Source organism: Microvirga sp. HS2 (assembly GCF_055792805.1).
On record NZ_JBVVAJ010000002.1, the window covers coordinates 143,597 to 159,673 of the forward strand.

Annotated in this window: 12 protein-coding genes and 1 tRNA gene; 9 read left to right on the forward strand and 4 right to left on the reverse strand. The window is 61.4% G+C overall.

Features of this window, described 5'->3' with window-relative positions; all coding sequences use genetic code 11:
* Positions 1-107: 107 nt before the first annotated feature.
* The 4 genes from ACS5Q0_RS03150 (at position 108) to ACS5Q0_RS03165 (ending at position 4,915) form a co-directional block, all read left to right on the forward strand.
* Positions 108-1,301: a tyrosine-type recombinase/integrase gene (locus tag ACS5Q0_RS03150; protein WP_473125144.1), complete on the forward strand. Its 1,194-nt coding sequence runs from the start codon at positions 108-110 to the stop codon at positions 1,299-1,301.
* Between the two features lie 964 nt (positions 1,302-2,265).
* A complete protein-coding gene (locus ACS5Q0_RS03155) occupies positions 2,266-2,832 on the forward strand; it encodes a hypothetical protein (protein WP_473125145.1) in 567 nt (188 codons plus the stop codon).
* Between the two features lie 2 nt (positions 2,833-2,834).
* The gene (locus tag ACS5Q0_RS03160) at positions 2,835-4,400 is read left to right on the forward strand and encodes a DUF3987 domain-containing protein (protein ID WP_473125146.1); all 1,566 of its coding nucleotides are present in this window, start codon (positions 2,835-2,837) and stop codon (positions 4,398-4,400) included.
* Positions 4,401-4,627: 227 nt separating this feature from the next.
* The gene (locus ACS5Q0_RS03165) at positions 4,628-4,915 is read left to right on the forward strand and encodes a hypothetical protein (RefSeq protein ID WP_473125147.1); all 288 of its coding nucleotides are present in this window, start codon (positions 4,628-4,630) and stop codon (positions 4,913-4,915) included.
* A gap of 451 nt (positions 4,916-5,366) precedes the next feature.
* Here the strand turns inward: ACS5Q0_RS03165 and ACS5Q0_RS03170 are convergent, their stop codons facing one another.
* Entirely contained in the window at positions 5,367-6,761 is a 1,395-nt protein-coding gene (locus ACS5Q0_RS03170; RefSeq protein ID WP_473125148.1) for a calcium-binding protein, read from the reverse strand.
* A gap of 438 nt (positions 6,762-7,199) precedes the next feature.
* Here ACS5Q0_RS03170 and ACS5Q0_RS03175 point away from each other — a divergent pair, with 438 nt between their 5' ends.
* Positions 7,200-7,328, forward strand: coding sequence for a hypothetical protein (locus tag ACS5Q0_RS03175; RefSeq protein WP_473125149.1), 129 nt, complete (start codon positions 7,200-7,202; stop codon positions 7,326-7,328).
* 11 nt (positions 7,329-7,339) lie between these two features.
* On the opposite strand, the gene ACS5Q0_RS03180 is transcribed toward ACS5Q0_RS03175, so the two are convergent.
* Positions 7,340-8,350, reverse strand: a complete 1,011-nt coding sequence (locus ACS5Q0_RS03180) for a hypothetical protein (RefSeq protein WP_473125150.1) — start codon at positions 8,348-8,350, stop codon at positions 7,340-7,342.
* 636 nt (positions 8,351-8,986) lie between these two features.
* Between ACS5Q0_RS03180 and ACS5Q0_RS03185 the strand changes: the two genes are divergently transcribed.
* The 3 genes from ACS5Q0_RS03185 (at position 8,987) to ACS5Q0_RS03195 (ending at position 12,274) form a co-directional block, all read left to right on the forward strand.
* Positions 8,987-9,063, forward strand: a tRNA-Trp gene (locus ACS5Q0_RS03185).
* Positions 9,064-9,653: 590 nt separating this feature from the next.
* Positions 9,654-10,577 (forward strand): formylglycine-generating enzyme family protein, encoded by a 924-nt coding sequence (locus ACS5Q0_RS03190; protein ID WP_473125151.1) that lies wholly within the window; start codon positions 9,654-9,656, stop codon positions 10,575-10,577.
* A 104-nt stretch (positions 10,578-10,681) separates the two neighbouring features.
* Positions 10,682-12,274, forward strand: a complete 1,593-nt coding sequence (locus ACS5Q0_RS03195; RefSeq protein ID WP_473125273.1) for an arylsulfatase — start codon at positions 10,682-10,684, stop codon at positions 12,272-12,274.
* 216 nt (positions 12,275-12,490) lie between these two features.
* Here the strand turns inward: ACS5Q0_RS03195 and ACS5Q0_RS03200 are convergent, their stop codons facing one another.
* Positions 12,491-12,757 carry a S1 family peptidase gene (locus tag ACS5Q0_RS03200; RefSeq protein WP_473125152.1) on the reverse strand — a complete coding sequence of 89 codons (267 nt, stop codon included), beginning with the start codon at positions 12,755-12,757 and terminating at the stop codon, positions 12,491-12,493.
* 356 nt (positions 12,758-13,113) lie between these two features.
* On the opposite strand from ACS5Q0_RS03200, the gene ACS5Q0_RS03205 reads away from it, so the two are divergent.
* Complete coding sequence (locus ACS5Q0_RS03205; protein ID WP_473125153.1) at positions 13,114-14,313, forward strand: AI-2E family transporter; 1,200 nt, start codon at positions 13,114-13,116, stop codon at positions 14,311-14,313.
* A gap of 262 nt (positions 14,314-14,575) precedes the next feature.
* Here the strand turns inward: ACS5Q0_RS03205 and ACS5Q0_RS03210 are convergent, their stop codons facing one another.
* Complete coding sequence (locus ACS5Q0_RS03210) at positions 14,576-16,015, reverse strand: IS1182 family transposase (protein ID WP_473125154.1); 1,440 nt, start codon at positions 16,013-16,015, stop codon at positions 14,576-14,578.
* Positions 16,016-16,077: the final 62 nt, after the last annotated feature.

A 16,077-nucleotide genomic window follows, 5' to 3' on the forward strand; every position in this document is an offset into this window, starting at 1 on the left:
ATCCCTTATTTCCAACGAAATTCAGCCCTAGCATCTGTCCATCGTGATCGGAAGAGATCGTTGGGAAGCAGGAGACTGCTTCCCATACGCTTCCCACGGAGGGTGCGATGCGCCTTACAAAGCCAAACATCGCGAAACTGAAACTGCCCGCCGGAAAGGCCGAAGCTATCGTCTTCGACGAAAGCCTGTCCGGCTTCGGGGTTCGCATCAGGGCCGGGGGCAAGCGAACCTGGATTGTGCAGTACCGCATCGGCACCAAGCAGCGCAGGATTACCCTCGGGACGGTGGAAGCCCTCGATCCTGATCGGGCACGGCAGGCTGCCAAAGACGCACTGGCGCGAGCGCAACTCGGCAGTGACCCGCAGATCGAAAAGGCGGAGGCGCGAGCCCGTGCCTCGCTCACAACGGGCGTGGTGGTGCAGCACTATCTCGATGTAGCCGTTCAACGGCAGCGGCAGCGCAGCTTCTATGCAACGCAGCGGTATCTGGTGCAGCTCTGGGCTCCGCTGCACGAAGTCCCCATCAGTCGGGTAACACGGGCAGCTGTCGCTGTCCGTCTCGCGGAGATCATACGGGGTTATGGGCCAGTGACGGCGAACCGCGCCCGCCAGTCCCTCTCCACCTTCTTTGGCTGGGCCATGCGCGAGGGCCTTACTGAGGCGAATCCCGTCACCGCGACGAACCAGGCGACGGAGGAGAGGTCCCGCGAGCGCGTTCTCTCCGACGACGAGTTGGCAGCGATCTGGCGGGCCTGCCACGACGATCATTTCGGGGCCATCGTGCGCCTGCTCATGCTGACTGGTCAGCGCCGCGACGAGGTCGGCGGTATGCGCCGCAACGAGATCGATGTTGAGAAAGCACTCTGGTGCCTTCCACCGCAACGGACAAAAAACGGCCGCGCACATGAAGTGCCACTGTCGCCTCAGGCTCTGGCGATCATCACGGTGGCCATGGCTGCCAGCAATCGCACGGTCCTGTTTGGTTACGAGGAGCGCCCATTCTCGGGCTGGAGCAGTGCGAAGGCCGCTCTTGAGAAACGCCTGAAGGGGGCAGGCACCCTGATTGCGGAGTGGCGTCTCCATGACCTCAGGCGCACGGCGGCCACGCGCATGGCTGACATGGGCACTCTCCCCCACGTCGTGGAAGCAATCCTCAATCACGTCTCGGGCCACAAGGCGGGAGTGGCGGGTGTCTACAACCGCGCAACCTACGCCAAGGAAAAGCGCGAGGCGCTCGACCGCTGGGGGGCTCATATCGCGGCAACCGTGGAATACGATAGGCTCTCCCGGAGCAGTTCCTGAATAGACGCGACTGGGCGTGAGGACGCAAACCCGCTGCGGCGAACGAGCGCAGACTTGCCGCCCTTTCCCATCAACTTCGGCCGGACCGAAGATTCCGCTCGGTATAGTTGACCTCGCCCCTCAAGCCTTTTGGATGACGCGGAGCGAGCCTATTTTTGGCCCAACGCATTGATCATAAAGGGAACTTCATCCCTGTTCCGCAAGCCACCATCTAAGTATCATTCTCCGAGTGTATTCAGCTAAACCGAATGTATAGTACGCTTTTAACGTACTATACTTTCCGTTCCGCACAAATATTTTGATGTTCTCTTTTTGTATCAGAAGCGATACTGCAAGTTCATAAAGTTGGCCGGAGGGGCAACGGCCGATAGGTTTGAGGAACCCTTGCCATGCATACCCGTCTCCCCTTCCGTCACTGCGGCCCTGATCCAGAGGTCAGAACAGCGGCCCGCCCGCTGCCGCATGAGGTTCTCGGTGCGCTTCCACCGGAAATCGCCCGTTTTCGCATCCTGAACGCCGCCCAGAGCGCCGCTTTCTGGGGCGTCAGCCTCCCGCAGTGGCGTCGGCTTTACCGTGCCAAGCAAGTGCCTGCTCCTGTCATGTTGTCAAAAAGGCGCATGGGATGGAGGGTCTGTGATCTGGTCGATGCACTAGCGGCTCGCTCCGCCGCCTGACTTCGAAAAGAACCCGCGCAAACGGGGGTTGGCGCGGGATTCAAGGCGTCATCAATGGTTACCAATCATACCATACCGATCCGCGCGCACAAATCGGCCCTCGATCCGCGAAGGCTTGAAAATGCCTTCTCCATCAACGATTGCATGGTCGTGGCAGCCTGCCAAAAACATTGCGCTGCCCGCAAGAGGACCGGCAACAGCACGGCCAGAATTACGCGCTTGGCGCGCGGCGGCAGGGCTCGAGCGGCTCTGGTTGCGCAGCCGATCGGGATTGGCAGGGGGGAAAGCCTGTGAGCACCTTCTCTCCCGTCTACATCGAGAGCGTCTTCGGCACACTTGGGAATCCGACACCGCGCGAAGTTAGCGAATTGGAGCGGATGGGTATCCCGCCGGACACCCTCGCCGGGCCGACTGCTGCTGTACGGACCAGCTACGTGCACTTGCACAGCGAGCACTTCGAATTTGATCATCACTGCCCGCAAGAAGGAAGCATCCGCGCATTCGTTTTCCTTATCACCAACAGGTGGGACGAAGCGGTCGATATCGTCGCGTGGCACCCCGCCAGCCGCCAGCTGGCTACTTGGCTCGGGCGAGCCTGGGCGCTGGGTGAAGAGACGATCTACGCTCCGCGCCTGACCGATCATGGCGCGCTGCTCGTGCATCGCTCGCCGGTCGGATGGTTGAGGGCAAGCCGTGAGGGCATCTGCGTTGTGCGGCAGCAGGCGGCAGCTATGCATCTCAGTGATGCCGGGCCGCTGCTCGCCGAAGACCCTGACCATGGGGTCGAACTGAAGCGGCTCCTGACGCGCCCCACGCCGCGCATCATCATCCCATCCAACTTCTTGAAAGCGGCCTGACAATGAACGGCTTTATTGATTTAGAAGATGTTCTACGCAGCAGAACAAACACGGGACCCCATACTGCGTCCGGAGACGAGGGGAACGGCGCTGCGCGCAATGACCCGTGGGCCAGTCCCGACTTGAGTCTACTTGGCAACGGCCGCAGGCCCGCACCGCCCTTTCCTATGAGCATCCTGGGCAGCTTCTGGGCCGACTGGGTCGAGCGTCGCGCGCGCGGCGCTTCCGCGCCGGTCGACTATGTCGCCACAAGCCTCCTGGCAACGGCAGGCGCGCTCCTGTCCAACGTGCGCCGACCACAAGCGGGGGCGTCTTGGTCCGAACCGCCGCTGCTGTGGATCGGGAATGTTGGCTCACCCTCTTCGGGCAAGTCGCCCGCCATGGATACCGCGCTGAGTCTGCTCCGCAGCATCGAGGATCGTTGGGCGGCAGATTTCGAACAGGATCTCATGATGTATGAGATGAAGCGCGAAGAGGCGGAGGCAAAAAGGGAAGCCTGGAAAGGATTGGTCAAAGCGGCAGCCAAGGATGGCCGCCAACCACCGCTGCTGCCCGAGAATGCCGTTGTTCCTGAAAAGCCTGTGCGTCCTCGCATCCGAGTCGCCGATGCGACGACGGAGAAGTTGGCGATTCTGGCCGCTGCGTTGCCACGCGGCCTTCTCCAGGTGCGGGATGAGCTTTCCGGCTGGTTGGGCTCCTTTGACCGCTATGGCGGCAGAGGCAACGACCGTGCCTTCGCTCTCGAAATGTGGGGCGGCAGGTCGCACACGGTGGATCGCGTGAAAAACTCCGAGCCCGTGCGTATCCGCCACCTCTCCGTGGGTGTCGTCGGTGGCATTCAGCCCGACAAGCTCTCCAGCATTCTTGAGGGCGACGACGACGGCCTTGCTGCACGCTTTCTCTGGAGTTTTCCCGACGCGGTCCCGCAATTCAAGCTGGCTCGCGAGGTGGTTGACGACTGCGCGGCCCAGACCGCTGTTGCACGCCTCGCAGACCTCCGGATGGGTGTTGACGCCTACGGGAATCCCGCTCCGGTGCTCATCCCGCTGACGGAGTCCGCCGAGAACACGCTGGAAGAGTTCGCACAAGAGATGATCGCCAGAGCCAACGATGCCTCCGGCGTCTATGCGGGCACACTCGGCAAGGTGCGCGGCTACGCCTTGCGTCTGGCAGCGATCCTGGAATTTCTCTGGTTTGCAGCTGAGGGCGGACCGGAGCCGACGCACATATCGGAGCAAGCAATGCTCACCGCCTGCGGCCTCCTCGATGGCTACTTCATTCCGATGGCAGAGCGGGTCTTGAACGACGCGCGGCTTCCAGCGGCGGATCGCAATGCCATGACTCTCGCCCGTTATATCAGGCGTGAGCACCTGCGCGAGTTCAACGCCCGAGCCCTGCGGCGAGAGCTTCGCGGTGCCTTGCGCGAGCCGGAGGCGATGAAGGCAGCATGCGCGACGCTGGTCGAGGCGGGCCTGATCAGGACCAGGTTTTCCAGAACTGGCGAAAGCGCCGGTCGCAAGGCCGTCAACTACGAGGTCAACCCGGCGCTATTCGGGAGCGTCCAATGATCAGCACGAGTAAATGGCTCAGCCGTGCCCTCGCCCAGCAGCGCCACCCTGCTGCCGAGAACGTGCGTCTTGAGGGCCGTGCCAATAGTACCCCTAGGGCCAAAAGCCTTCCGGCAAGCGATCAAGCGACTGTGCCAATAGTGCCAATAGTGCCAAAAGCTTCCGATCCCGGAGCTACTGGCTCAAATGGCAAAGAGGCCGAACTAGACATCGACGAGCGCACGGCGATGGCTGAGATCGAGGGCGGCGTCTCGCCTGTCTTCTCGCTCGGGTTCGCGGCCTTTCAGATTGGATGCCCGGCAGGCTGCCCCGTCGAAGAGTGGCGGCAAGCCGTCGATGACGCTGGCTGCTTCCTTGATTCCTACGGCCACCAAGCCGAGTCAATGGGCTGGCGGTCGAGTGATCTGTTCGCGCACGGTGGCCTCGCCTACAGCCTGAGAGGCGCAACTGTTGTCTCGCTCGATGCCACCGCAGCCACTTTCTCGGACGGCCGCACTTTCAAGCGCACCCTGTAGACGGAAAACGGGGTGCTGTTTAAACCGCTTGCCGAGTCCGTGGGCCGCCTCCTCATACTCGCTGGTGTGGGTCTTGCCTTGAGCCGAAAATCGCGCCTAGAGGACTCGCTACGCGGGCCGTTTAAACAGCAGCTCAGAAAGATGATCCGACAGCCTGTGGCGAGCAGTCAAAGTACCGAATGGCTGCGGCATCGCGGCCCGGATTCACGCCCGCCATATGCTCTCATACTTTCAGGCCATCGGATCGCTGCGCCCGTTCCGCTCCGCCGCTGTCCCCGACCTGAATCGCTTAATATCGCTTTAAGGAGCATGCCGATGGAGTTGCCCCCGGAACAGGAGAAGGCCCTGATCCTTGCCCGAGCGCGCGTTCGCAAACAGGCTGCCGAGGCGCAGGCTGGGGGCCGACCTTGGGAGCGGTTCCGCCAGGATGCCCGTCGGGCAAGCCATGGGATCAGATAACGAAAATGTCGGAGTATGTCAGGAGAGGCTTGTTTTCTAGCGTCGCAATATGGATCTGCTGGGCCTTGCCCGTTCCGTCGGCATCGTAATAGAGCTTGCCATTCTTTTCGTTGTAGATGATCCGGTCATTTGCATCATGGGCCTTTGAACCGCTCCAGAATTTTTCCTTGGACAGCTTGAGAGGCTTTTTCTCGGTTCCACCGCTGCCGAGCTTGGTAAAGATCTTGTTGTCGAGCCAGATGTCGTCCTGGAAGCTCCAGTCCTTGATCTTGTCTATGTTCTTGTTCTTTGTTTTTTCCACTTTTGAGTCGAAGACAAAGATGTCCTTGCCGAACCCTCCCACCAGGGTGTCGACGCCCAAGCCGCCATAGAGCTTGTTGTTTCCGCTGTTGCCCTGGATCAGATTGTTGCCGGCATTGCCTTTCAGGGTGAGATTCGATGTGTCGAAGAAGGACGCCACGAGGTTCTCGAGGCCAGTTCTGAGAGTGTAGCTCACACTCGTGTTCACGACATCGAAGCCGGATGTATCCTGGATGACGGTGAGAGAGTTGCTCACGTAGTAGGTGTCATTCCCGGCTCCGCCCACCAAGGTGTCCTGACCGCCTCCCCCGGTGAGCGTATCCCTCCCCGCAGTTGCTTCGATCCTGTTGCTGCCGGCGTCCCCCTTCAGGCTAACATTGAGAACCCCTGGAGCCACCTTCAGCAGCTCGACACCGGAGTTTCTCTCGAGAGCGTAGCTTCCTGCTGCAATGACCATGTCATACCCGGCACCGCCGTACGCACTGTCGTGTTCGAAGCCGATAGTCGAGTCACCATCGACGAAGATCACATCGTTTCCATCGTCCCCGTAGAGGGTATCGCTGCCTGAGCCGCCAATAAGGGTATCGTTGCCCGCGCCGCCGAAAAGCGTGTCGTTGCCATCCAAGCCCTCTAGGCGGTCATCTCCCGCGAGACCACGGAGGACGTCTACCTTGTTCGAGCCGACGAGGTAATCGCTTCCATCCGTCGGATTGTAGGTCTCGGTGATGAACTCGAGGAACGTCGGTATTCCCAGGGCCGCCAACTCATAGGGAAAGTAAGTGCGAGTGTTCCCGGTCACGTCGCTTACAGTCACCTTCGTGACGTTGTACATGCCCGGCCCATTGTATTGCGAGATCGTCCTTGTATCACTCCAGACACCCGGAGACGGGTTGTCGAACAGGATGGTGAGTGAGAACGTGCCGAGGTCGTCGGTGTATGCATGATCAAACCAAACGACGACTGTATCCACCCCGGAAAGGTCGTCGGTGACATTGGCCGTATAGGTGATTGGCTTCGGGCCCTCTCTTAGGTCAAATGTGGCCTGGAAGGTCAGGCCCGTCAAAACGGGCGCGGTAGTATCGGCCATGGGACGCTCCGAGGAAATGATGGAATATCAGCAACTGCCAGGGCAGAACGCAATCTCACGCACCCGCTGCATCGCTGCTCAGAAGAAGTAGAGCGGAACCGTATTGGGTAGCCCCATGGCAAGCTTCGTGAGCGATACGCGGGCACGCGAGGGTTCGTGAATTTTCCGAGGCCCTAAAAAGGGAGGTCCCTGCCGGGGCGACCTTGAGTTTTGCGAGGCCCTAAAAAGACCCCATGCAGGCCGACGCTGGATAGCCAAGAGCGAGGACGTCCCGTCAACTTCGCGCATGGGCATGGATGGAATAAGGGAGCGCAGGGAAACGAGGCTTCCTTTAAAGAGGCGCAAGATGGATGGCGAAGCCACAGGTGCCAAGCGAATGCGCCAACCGCCGTTCCCGCCCGGCTCCATTTCGATTGTCAGTGTTTCGCCAGATTCAAGATGGTGCTGCGCCAAGTAGCAGCTCGTTCCAAGGAGATGCTTTGGCAGACCGCCGGCGAACTCCTGGACAAGTCCGCGCCCGAGGAGTTCGCCAACGACTTCAGGGTCACCGAGTATGAACTGGAGTAAGCGGAAATGACTCAGGCGTATATGAGAAAGTCGCGCGCTGCCAGATTGGTGACGTTGTGGACAGTGATGCTGTTGTTCCCGCCAAAGTCGATGATGCTGCTGTCGACGATCTTGTCATTGTTCGTGTCGATCACGCGGATCTTTAGATCCTTGAATGAGGTGACCTTCGAGATGCCATTCAGCTCGATGACGTCCTTGCCCCGCTCGAAATCGTAGATGAAGTCTGATCCGTTGTTCGAGCCGAAAATAAACGCGTCCCTCCCACCTTTTACGGAACCGTCCTTGTCCTGGAAATCACCCCACATGTGGTCCGACGTGTTCGCGGCGCTGATGAGGCGATCATCTCCGCCCTTGGAGCCTTGCGTTCCGGACTTGGCATCGCCAACGAGAGTGTTGCCGCCAGTATTTGCCCGGCCAATGAGTACGTCGTTCCCGCCCTTCGAGACCCTCATGGAGAGGGCATCCCCGCAAAGCTCATTCCGGTCTCCAAAGTAGTTATACGTACCGCCGACCAGAAGGTCATTCCCACCCTTTGAGTCTACCATCTCCTCAGCATCGCCAAGGAGGGTGCCTGCGGCCACACTCGTGATCCTATCATCGCCACCCTTGGAGGACGTCATGAAGATGGCATCACCGGTAAGAAAGCCGTACCGCCCCCCTGGGCACGTCACCGTGTCGTCTCCGCCCGTCGAGTCTATCATGGATACAGCATCACCCACTAAATAGGTGCCGTCGCCTCCTGAACCTGTGAGGACGTCGTTTCCGCCTCTGGAGGACGTCATTCTGTAGCCCTCGCCAAACAGCGCCGAAAAAGCGCCCCCGCCTGTGAGGGTGTCGTTTCCACCTTTAGAGTTCGTCAGCTCTTCCGCCTCGCCCAGGAGGGTGACGTCGTAGCCCGTGCCCTTCAAGGAATCGTTCCCGCCTTTGGCATTGAGCATCTGCTCTGCATCCCCTAATATAGTTTCAGAGACACCAGAGACTTCAATAATATCGTTTCTGAGGGTTCCGACGTGACGCGGCATCGCACAATCCTCCCGAAGTGCAGATTAAAACTATGCTTGTGATTGCAGCTGACGAATATTGTCTCGGCCGAATCGTACATAGGATCAGCTGCAATAAAGATTGAAACTGCTGGTTACCGCCTTCGTATGCCTTCGTAAGAGGAGCCCACGACCGATCAACCACGCCGCCTGCTTGCCAGCCCCACTCGTTGAGGACTATTGAAAGCTCAATAACAAAATCGATTGTTGTGGGGCATTTTAGTGAGACAAGTATCGTCTACTCTCGCCCGGCGAGTGATGGCGTTCGCTGGACACAATCCTTTCATTGCCGCCATTGTGCCTTTGACTCTTCTGTCAGTGGTGATTGTTGCCTTCGTTGGCGAGCGGAGTGCTGGCGACTACCTTGCCCAGCACTCGGCATCATTGCAGGCGGGCCTCAACAAGCCTCTGGACTATGGGGACCTGCACGCTCCCCAGATCATCCTTCTCGTTCTGCTTGCTTCGGCTGCAGCAGTGCACCCTGCCTATAGGTTTTACGCGTTCCTCAAAGGCGCTTTGACGAGATCTGCGGAGAGAATTTGATTGTGCGCGTTTGACCGTCGGGCGGCGTTTGACAGATAACGCTCCGCCCTGGTTGGCCCGGCCGGCTGACCGCGCAGGAGTGTAGCTCAATCGGCTAGAGCACCGGTCTCCAAAACCGGGGGTTGGGGGTTCGAGTCCCTCCACTCCTGCCAGAGCCACAACGGTAATCCTGCACTCTGGCGGTTAACCCGAGCCTGGCTCGGTAGCTCCCTGAAATTCTTGCTCAACTCAGCGCAAGCCGCTTCTGCGTTGATCTCCCTGGGCCACAAGACGCATCTCACCTACGAAGTCTGGAATGTGCAAGGATCTGGGCCCCATTTGTCACGGAGTGACCCTGGCCCCTTGGAAACGGCTGGACAGCCATCGAAAGCGGACCTTCGATCTCCTTCCGTTCAGTGCCAAGAGCCGACCTTGACCGTAGTTCTTGCGCAAGCGCTGCCCGAGGAGCGTCCTTGCCGGATGCTTTCAAGCGGTCCCGGCTGACCGGCGGACCCAATCTGTCAATCGGGTGTCCTCTCCGGTCAAGCAGGCTCCGCAGCCCTGCCGATAATGGCGCTTCGCGGCGCAAGCTGTGCGCACGGAAGACCACGGTCGCCGGCGACCTGGGCCATGTCGACGACGTCGACTGTATTCATACGGTGCAGGGCTATGGCCGCGCTGAAGTCAAGGGTTGGTCGTCATGATGCTCATCGAACCCGGACCTCCTTCAACCTCGCCGCCATCGGAGCCGTCGCATCCCGGCATGGTCCGGATTCCAGGCGGCACGTTCCGCATGGGGTCGGACCGTCACTATCCGGAGGAGGCACCGGTGCATCGCGTCACCGTCGACGGCTTCTGGATCGACCGCACGCCCGTCACCAACCGCCAGTTCCGCGATTTCGTCCGGGCCACGGGGCACGTCACCTTCGCCGAGAAGCGTCCCGACCCCAAGGATTATCCCGACGCCCTGCCGCACATGCTCTACCCGGGCTCTCTCGTGTTCACGCCACCCGACCATCCGGTCGACCTACGCGACTGGAGTCAGTGGTGGACCCTGCGGCAAGGCGCCGACTGGCGACATCCTTACGGCCCGAGGAGCAGCATCAATGGCCTCGATAACCATCCCGTCGTGCATGTGACCTTTGCCGACGCGCTCGCTTATGCACGCTGGGCCGGCAAGGACCTGCCAACCGAGGCCGAGTGGGAGTTCGCCGCCCGCGGTGGACTGGACCAAGCCGAGTTCGCTTGGGGCGACGCGCTCACGCCGGACGGTCAGCACATGGCCAACACTTGGCAAGGTTCCTTTCCGTTCCAGAACCTCGCGCAGGACGGCTTTGAGCGCACCTCGCCCGTCACCGCCTTCCCCCCGAACGGCTACGGCCTCTACGACATGATCGGCAATGTCTGGGAGTGGACCAGCGATTTCTACGCGGAGAGGCATCCGGCCGACGCCCCGAAGGCCTGCTGCATCCCCGAGAACCCGCGCGGCGCCCGCGAGGACCAGAGCTACGATCCCTGCCAGCCGCGGCTCCGCATTCCGCGCAAGGTGCTCAAAGGCGGCTCGCACCTGTGCGCCCCGAACTACTGCCGCCGCTACCGTCCGGCCGCACGCCATCCGGAGCCGGTCGACACCTCGACGAGCCACGTCGGCTTCCGGTGCGTGATCGGAGAGAGGAGCATCCCATGACAAGTGATCGTGCGTCTTCACCAGCCCACGACAGACGATCCCGCGTCCGGAGCATGCAGGCCAAGGCCGCCCTCTTTGGTGCGACGGCCCTGATCTCGGCCACGATGAGCGTGCCGACCTTCGCCCAGGCCCCACAGCCACAGAAGCCCAACATCGTCCTGATCGTCTCCGATGACACTGGCTACGGCGACCTCGGCCCGTACGGCGGTGGCGAAGGGCGCGGCATGCCCACGCCCAACATCGACCGGCTGGCTCAGGAGGGCATGACCTTCTTCTCGTTCTATGCCCAGCCGAGTTGCACCCCGGGCCGGGCCGCGATGCAGACCGGGCGGATCCCGAACCGCAGCGGCATGACAACGGTGGCCTTCCAGGGACAGGGCGGTGGCCTGCCGGCGGCTGAGTGGACTTTGGGGTCGGTGCTCAAGCAGGCGGGCTACCGCACCTTCTTCACCGGCAAGTGGCATCTCGGCGAGGCGGACTACGCCCTGCCCATCGCCCAAGGCTACGACGAGATGCGGGATTGCTTCCTGTATCACCTCAACGCCTACACCTACGGTGACCCCGAATGGTTCCCCGATATGAGCCCGGACCTGCGGGCGATGTTCCAGAAGGTGACCAAGGGTGCGCTGTCGGGCAATGTCGGACAGCCGGTGCACGAGGACTTCAAGGTCAACGGCGAGTACGTCAACACACCCGACAAGGGCGTGGTCGGGATCCCGTTCCTCGACGAGTATGTCGAGAAGGCTTCTCTCGACTATCTCGACCGGGCGGCGCAGTTAGGCGGACCGTTCTTCATGAGCATCAACTTCATGAAGGTGCACCAGCCTAACCTGCCGGCGCCGGACTATGTCCATAAATCGCTATCCAAGAGCAAGTACGCCGACTCGATCGTGGAACTCGACACCCGGATCGGGCACATCATGGACAAGATCCGACAGGTCGGCGGCAACAACACGCTCGTGTTCTACACGACCGACAACGGTGCCTGGCAAGACGTCTATCCTGATGCCGGCTACACGCCGTTCCGCGGTACCAAGGGCACCCTGCGCGAGGGCGGCAACCGTGTGCCGGCGATTGCCTGGTGGCCAGGGAAAATCAAGGCCGACACGAGGAATCACGACATTCTCGGCGGTCTCGACCTGATGGCGACCTTTGCGTCCGTCGCGAACACAAAGTTGCCTGAGAAAGACCGCGAGGGCGAGCCGATCATCTTCGACAGCTACGACATGTCCCCGGTCCTGTTCGGGACGGGCAAATCCGACCGGAAGTCGTGGTTTTATTTCACGGAAAACGAGCTGTCGCCCGGCGCCATCCGCGTGAACAACTACAAGTTCCAGTTCAATCTGCGCGGCGATGACGGCACCGCGACCGGCGGCCTGGCGGTCGACACCAACCTCGGATGGAAGGGGCCCGACAAGTACGTCGCCACGGTCCCGCAGGTCTTCGACCTCTGGCAGGATCCGCAGGAGCGTTATGACATCTTCATGAACAACTTCACCGAACACACCTGGATGGGCGTGGTCATGGAGGAGGAGTTGAAGAAGATCATGGCGACCTATGTGCAATACCCGCCCCGCAAGGTGCAGGGCTACGGCTACACGGGACCGCTCACCCTCTCGGATTACGAGCGGTTCCAGACGGTGCGGGAGGAACTGGCCAAGGAAGGCGTCCATATCCCACTTCCAACTGGAAACTGAGGCGTCGAGAAACTGGCGCGCGCCTGCGCGCGCCAGTTCGGAGGATGCTGAATGACCTCAGAGCATTCGGTTCCTGATCGATTCCAGCATTCCCGCGGGGACAGCCGTATTGGTCGGGCTCCCCCACGGAGGCGGGACCACGGAATTCTCCGGCGGCAGGAACGGCAGGGATGGACCGGTCAGCAGGCCGTTGAGTACGGCAACGACGCGGCCCCATCAGCAGTCGATCACCGGTGCCCCGGATGCACCGCCATTGAGCAGGAGGCAATCCGACCCTTGAACCTCGAGAAGCTCCAGGCCGGGGTATCGGTCCGCAACCCTCTCGGTTCCCCCGATGATGCCGAACGCGACCTTCATCTGCCCCTCGGGGTAACCCAGGATCAAGACAGTTGCATTCTTCAACGGCGCCTCCGACTGAATGTCGAGGACCTGTGCATCTGGGAACGGCTCCTGCAATTCCAGGATCGCAAGGTCCTCCGCCACCTTGGCACTTCGTCCCGTCCCGCTGGCGCAGCCTTCGGAGATCGACCCTTGGACCGTCACGCGCAGCCGGACCTTGACCGTGATGTCAGGTTCTCCCTCCCAGGGGGACTGCCGCAGCTCGGCCTCCTGCTATCCGTCGGCGGGGAGTTCCTTCGCGAAGTGCGCCGCCGTCACCAGGAAGCATGGCGTGCCCATGCATTTCCTCGCTGTCCGCTTCTGGAACTGCGAAACATCGAAGCGACACTGACGCAACAGATCCTGGAGTGCTCCCTCAACTATGGGCATCCTCGGATGTTCCCGGCGCCTGAACCTGTCTCCACTCGACAGGCGCTCGCTCCGGGACCAGGAGCGAGACAATGACGCTTGCACGCCCAGCCATGTTCTGGATCACGATCACGAGCGTCGCGCTCCTGATGCTGGTGCTGCTGCGTCCGATCCTGCTGCCGTTCGCAGTCGGCATGACACTTGCCTACCTTCTGGCCCCGCTCGTCGACCGGTTGGAGCGGGCCGGAGTCAACCGCTCTCTCGCAGCCGTCATGCTCGTGCTGCTCCTCGTCCTCGGTTGTGTCGGTCTCGTGCTGGTCGCTCTCCCGGCCCTCATCGGAGAACTGCGGTTCTTCATCGACGAGTTCCCCCGCTATGTCACGCGGGTCCAAGCCCTCGTGCTCGATACGAGCCGACCCTGGCTGCATGCGGTCATGGGGCAGGAACTCCGGATCGAGGAAACGGCCACGCATGCGGTGGGGACGATGGGCAGGGCCTGGCTCGACGACCTCCTTAGCTCGGCATGGTCGGGCGGGAAAGCCTTGTTCTCCCTTCTGTCTCTGCTCGTGGTGGTTCCGATCGTCAGCATCTACCTTCTGATCGACTGGGAACGGATGACGGCGGCGATCGACGGCTGGGTGCCGGCCAAGCACCGCGAGGACGTCCGAGCCCTCGGACAAGAGATCCACGAGACGGTGGCTGGCTTCGTGCGCGGGCAGAGCGTCATCTGCCTGATACTGGCCGTGTTCTACGCCGCCGCCCTGCGGCTGACGGGCCTCAATCATGCCATCCTGATCGGCGTTTCGGCCGGCCTGATCAGTTTCGTTCCCTTTCTCGGGCTCGGCACCGGCTTCGTCGTCGCAACCTGCGTCGCCATCGCCCAGTTCTGGCCCGATTGGAAGCCCCTGGCTGCGGTGGCCGGCGCTTTCCTGATCGGGGAAATCCTTGCCGATTACGTGCTGTCGCCGCGTATCATCGGGAGCCGGGTCAAGCTCAATCCGGTCTGGCTGATATTCGCCCTGTTCGCCTTCGGATATCTGTTCGGCTTCGTCGGCCTGCTGGTTGCAATCCCACTCGCGGCCTCGCTGGGCGTCATCCTGCGGTTCGTCATGCGGAGGTCGCTCGCGACTCCAGATCTGGATGCCATGCCGCTGCCGCCTGCACCCGGCGCAGCCCCTTCGAGACCGGCTCCTCCTGCAAGAGAGATTGCACGGTCCTCCGAAGAGATTCTCACCTCAGCGCGACGTGACACGCGGGTTGTTCATCCAAGTGAAAAGCCCAAACCATCCTGAGACACCGCCACCGCTTAGTCGCTCTGCATCTATCCAGGAACACGGCGTACCATTCCATGCCCGCAGAGAGGAATGTCAGCACAGGGTCTTGGTCGTGTCAAAACGCTTTGGCAGAAGATAGATTGCGGCTTTCCCCGCTCCAAAGCCCTTCACCATCATTGGCGAGCGCGGATTGGCTTATCGTCAATGGAATGAAGCTTCCATCGTCTCTGAGGCGAGCCTTGGACGCGTCAGAGGAGATGACACGAGCACAGCCCGGCCCCTATGTCCTGAGGGCGGCCATCAGCGGCGGGATGCCCAGGATGTTCAGCACCCGGGTGAGATTGTAGGCCAGCACGTGCAGGGCCATCTCGCCCCTCACCGTCGGCAGCCGCTTCAGCAGGAAGTGGGTGGCGCCCATGCGCAGCTTGATCGTGCCGAACGGATGCTCGACCACCTCGCGCCGCTGGCGCATGGCTCCTGGGTTCAGATCAAGCCTGCGTTGCACCGCCTCCAGCACCTCCTCATGCTCCCAGCGCACGATCCGGCGCTCCTTGGCGGTGGTGCAGTGGCTCTTCAGCGGGCAGGTGTGACAGGCCATGGTCCAGTAGCGCCGTAGTGTCAGCCCGCGCTCGACGTTGCTGTAGTAGTATTTGAGCTTCTCACCCGCCGGGCAGCGGTAGGCGTCCTCGTCGGGCAGATAGACGAAGTCCTGCTTGCCAAACCGCCCATCCGCCTTCGAGCCGGAGGTCATCGGCTTGGGCAGGGTGACGGTCACTCCCGCCTGGTCGCAGGCCAGGATCTCTTCGCTGTCCCAGTAGCCGCGGTCAGCGACTGCTTCGAGTTCCTCCACCTCCAGGGCAGCCTTCGCTTCCTGGCCCATGGCGGAAAGCTGGGCACGATCACAGCCGTCGTTGATCACCTCGTGCGCCACGATCAGGTGGTGCTCGGTCTCGACCGCCACCTGCATGTTGTAGCCCACCACCCCGGAGCCGCGCCCGCTCGTGGCCATCGAGCGGGCATCCGGATCGGTGAGCGAGATCTGCTGATCGGGCGAAGCCAGCATCTGCGCCTCCAACTCGGCCAGACGCTGCATCTCCTGCTCAAGCCGAGTGATCTTCTCCTTCAAACGGGTGGTCCTGGCCGCCAACGCTTCTGAGGGCTCCTGCCGATCCGCCGTGTCGAGTTGCCGGAGATAACGCGCCACACTCTCCTCGATCTGGGCCCGGCGGCGCTCGACCTTCGCCCGCGTGAAGTTCTTATCGCGGTTGTTGACCGCCTTGAACTTGGAGCCGTCGATCGCCACGCTGGCGGTGTTGAGCAGCCCCAGCTTGCGGCAGAGCACAACAAACTGGGCACAGACCTGCCGGATCGCGCGACCATCGTCCTTGCGGAAATTGGCGATGGTCTTGTGATCGGGAGCCAGGCGGCCGGTGAGCCACATCAGCTCGACATTGCGACCGGCCTCGCGTTCCAGTCTGCGGCTCGACTGCACCCGATTGAGGTAGCCGTAGATGTAGAGCTTGAGCAGAATGGCGGGATGGTACGACGGGCGCCCTGTGGCTTCGGGCACGACACCGTCGAAGCCAAGCGCCCTCAGATCGAGGGTGTTGACGAAAGCGTCGATGACACGGACCGGGTTGTCCTCGCCGATCCAGTCGTCCAGGCTTTCGGGAAACAGGGTGGTCTGGCTGCGATCCACGCCTTCAACAAAGCGTCTCATCGGATCCCCCAAACAAGGCTGAGAGATCATATCATCGGCCGCGTTTTGACACAGCCAGGGTC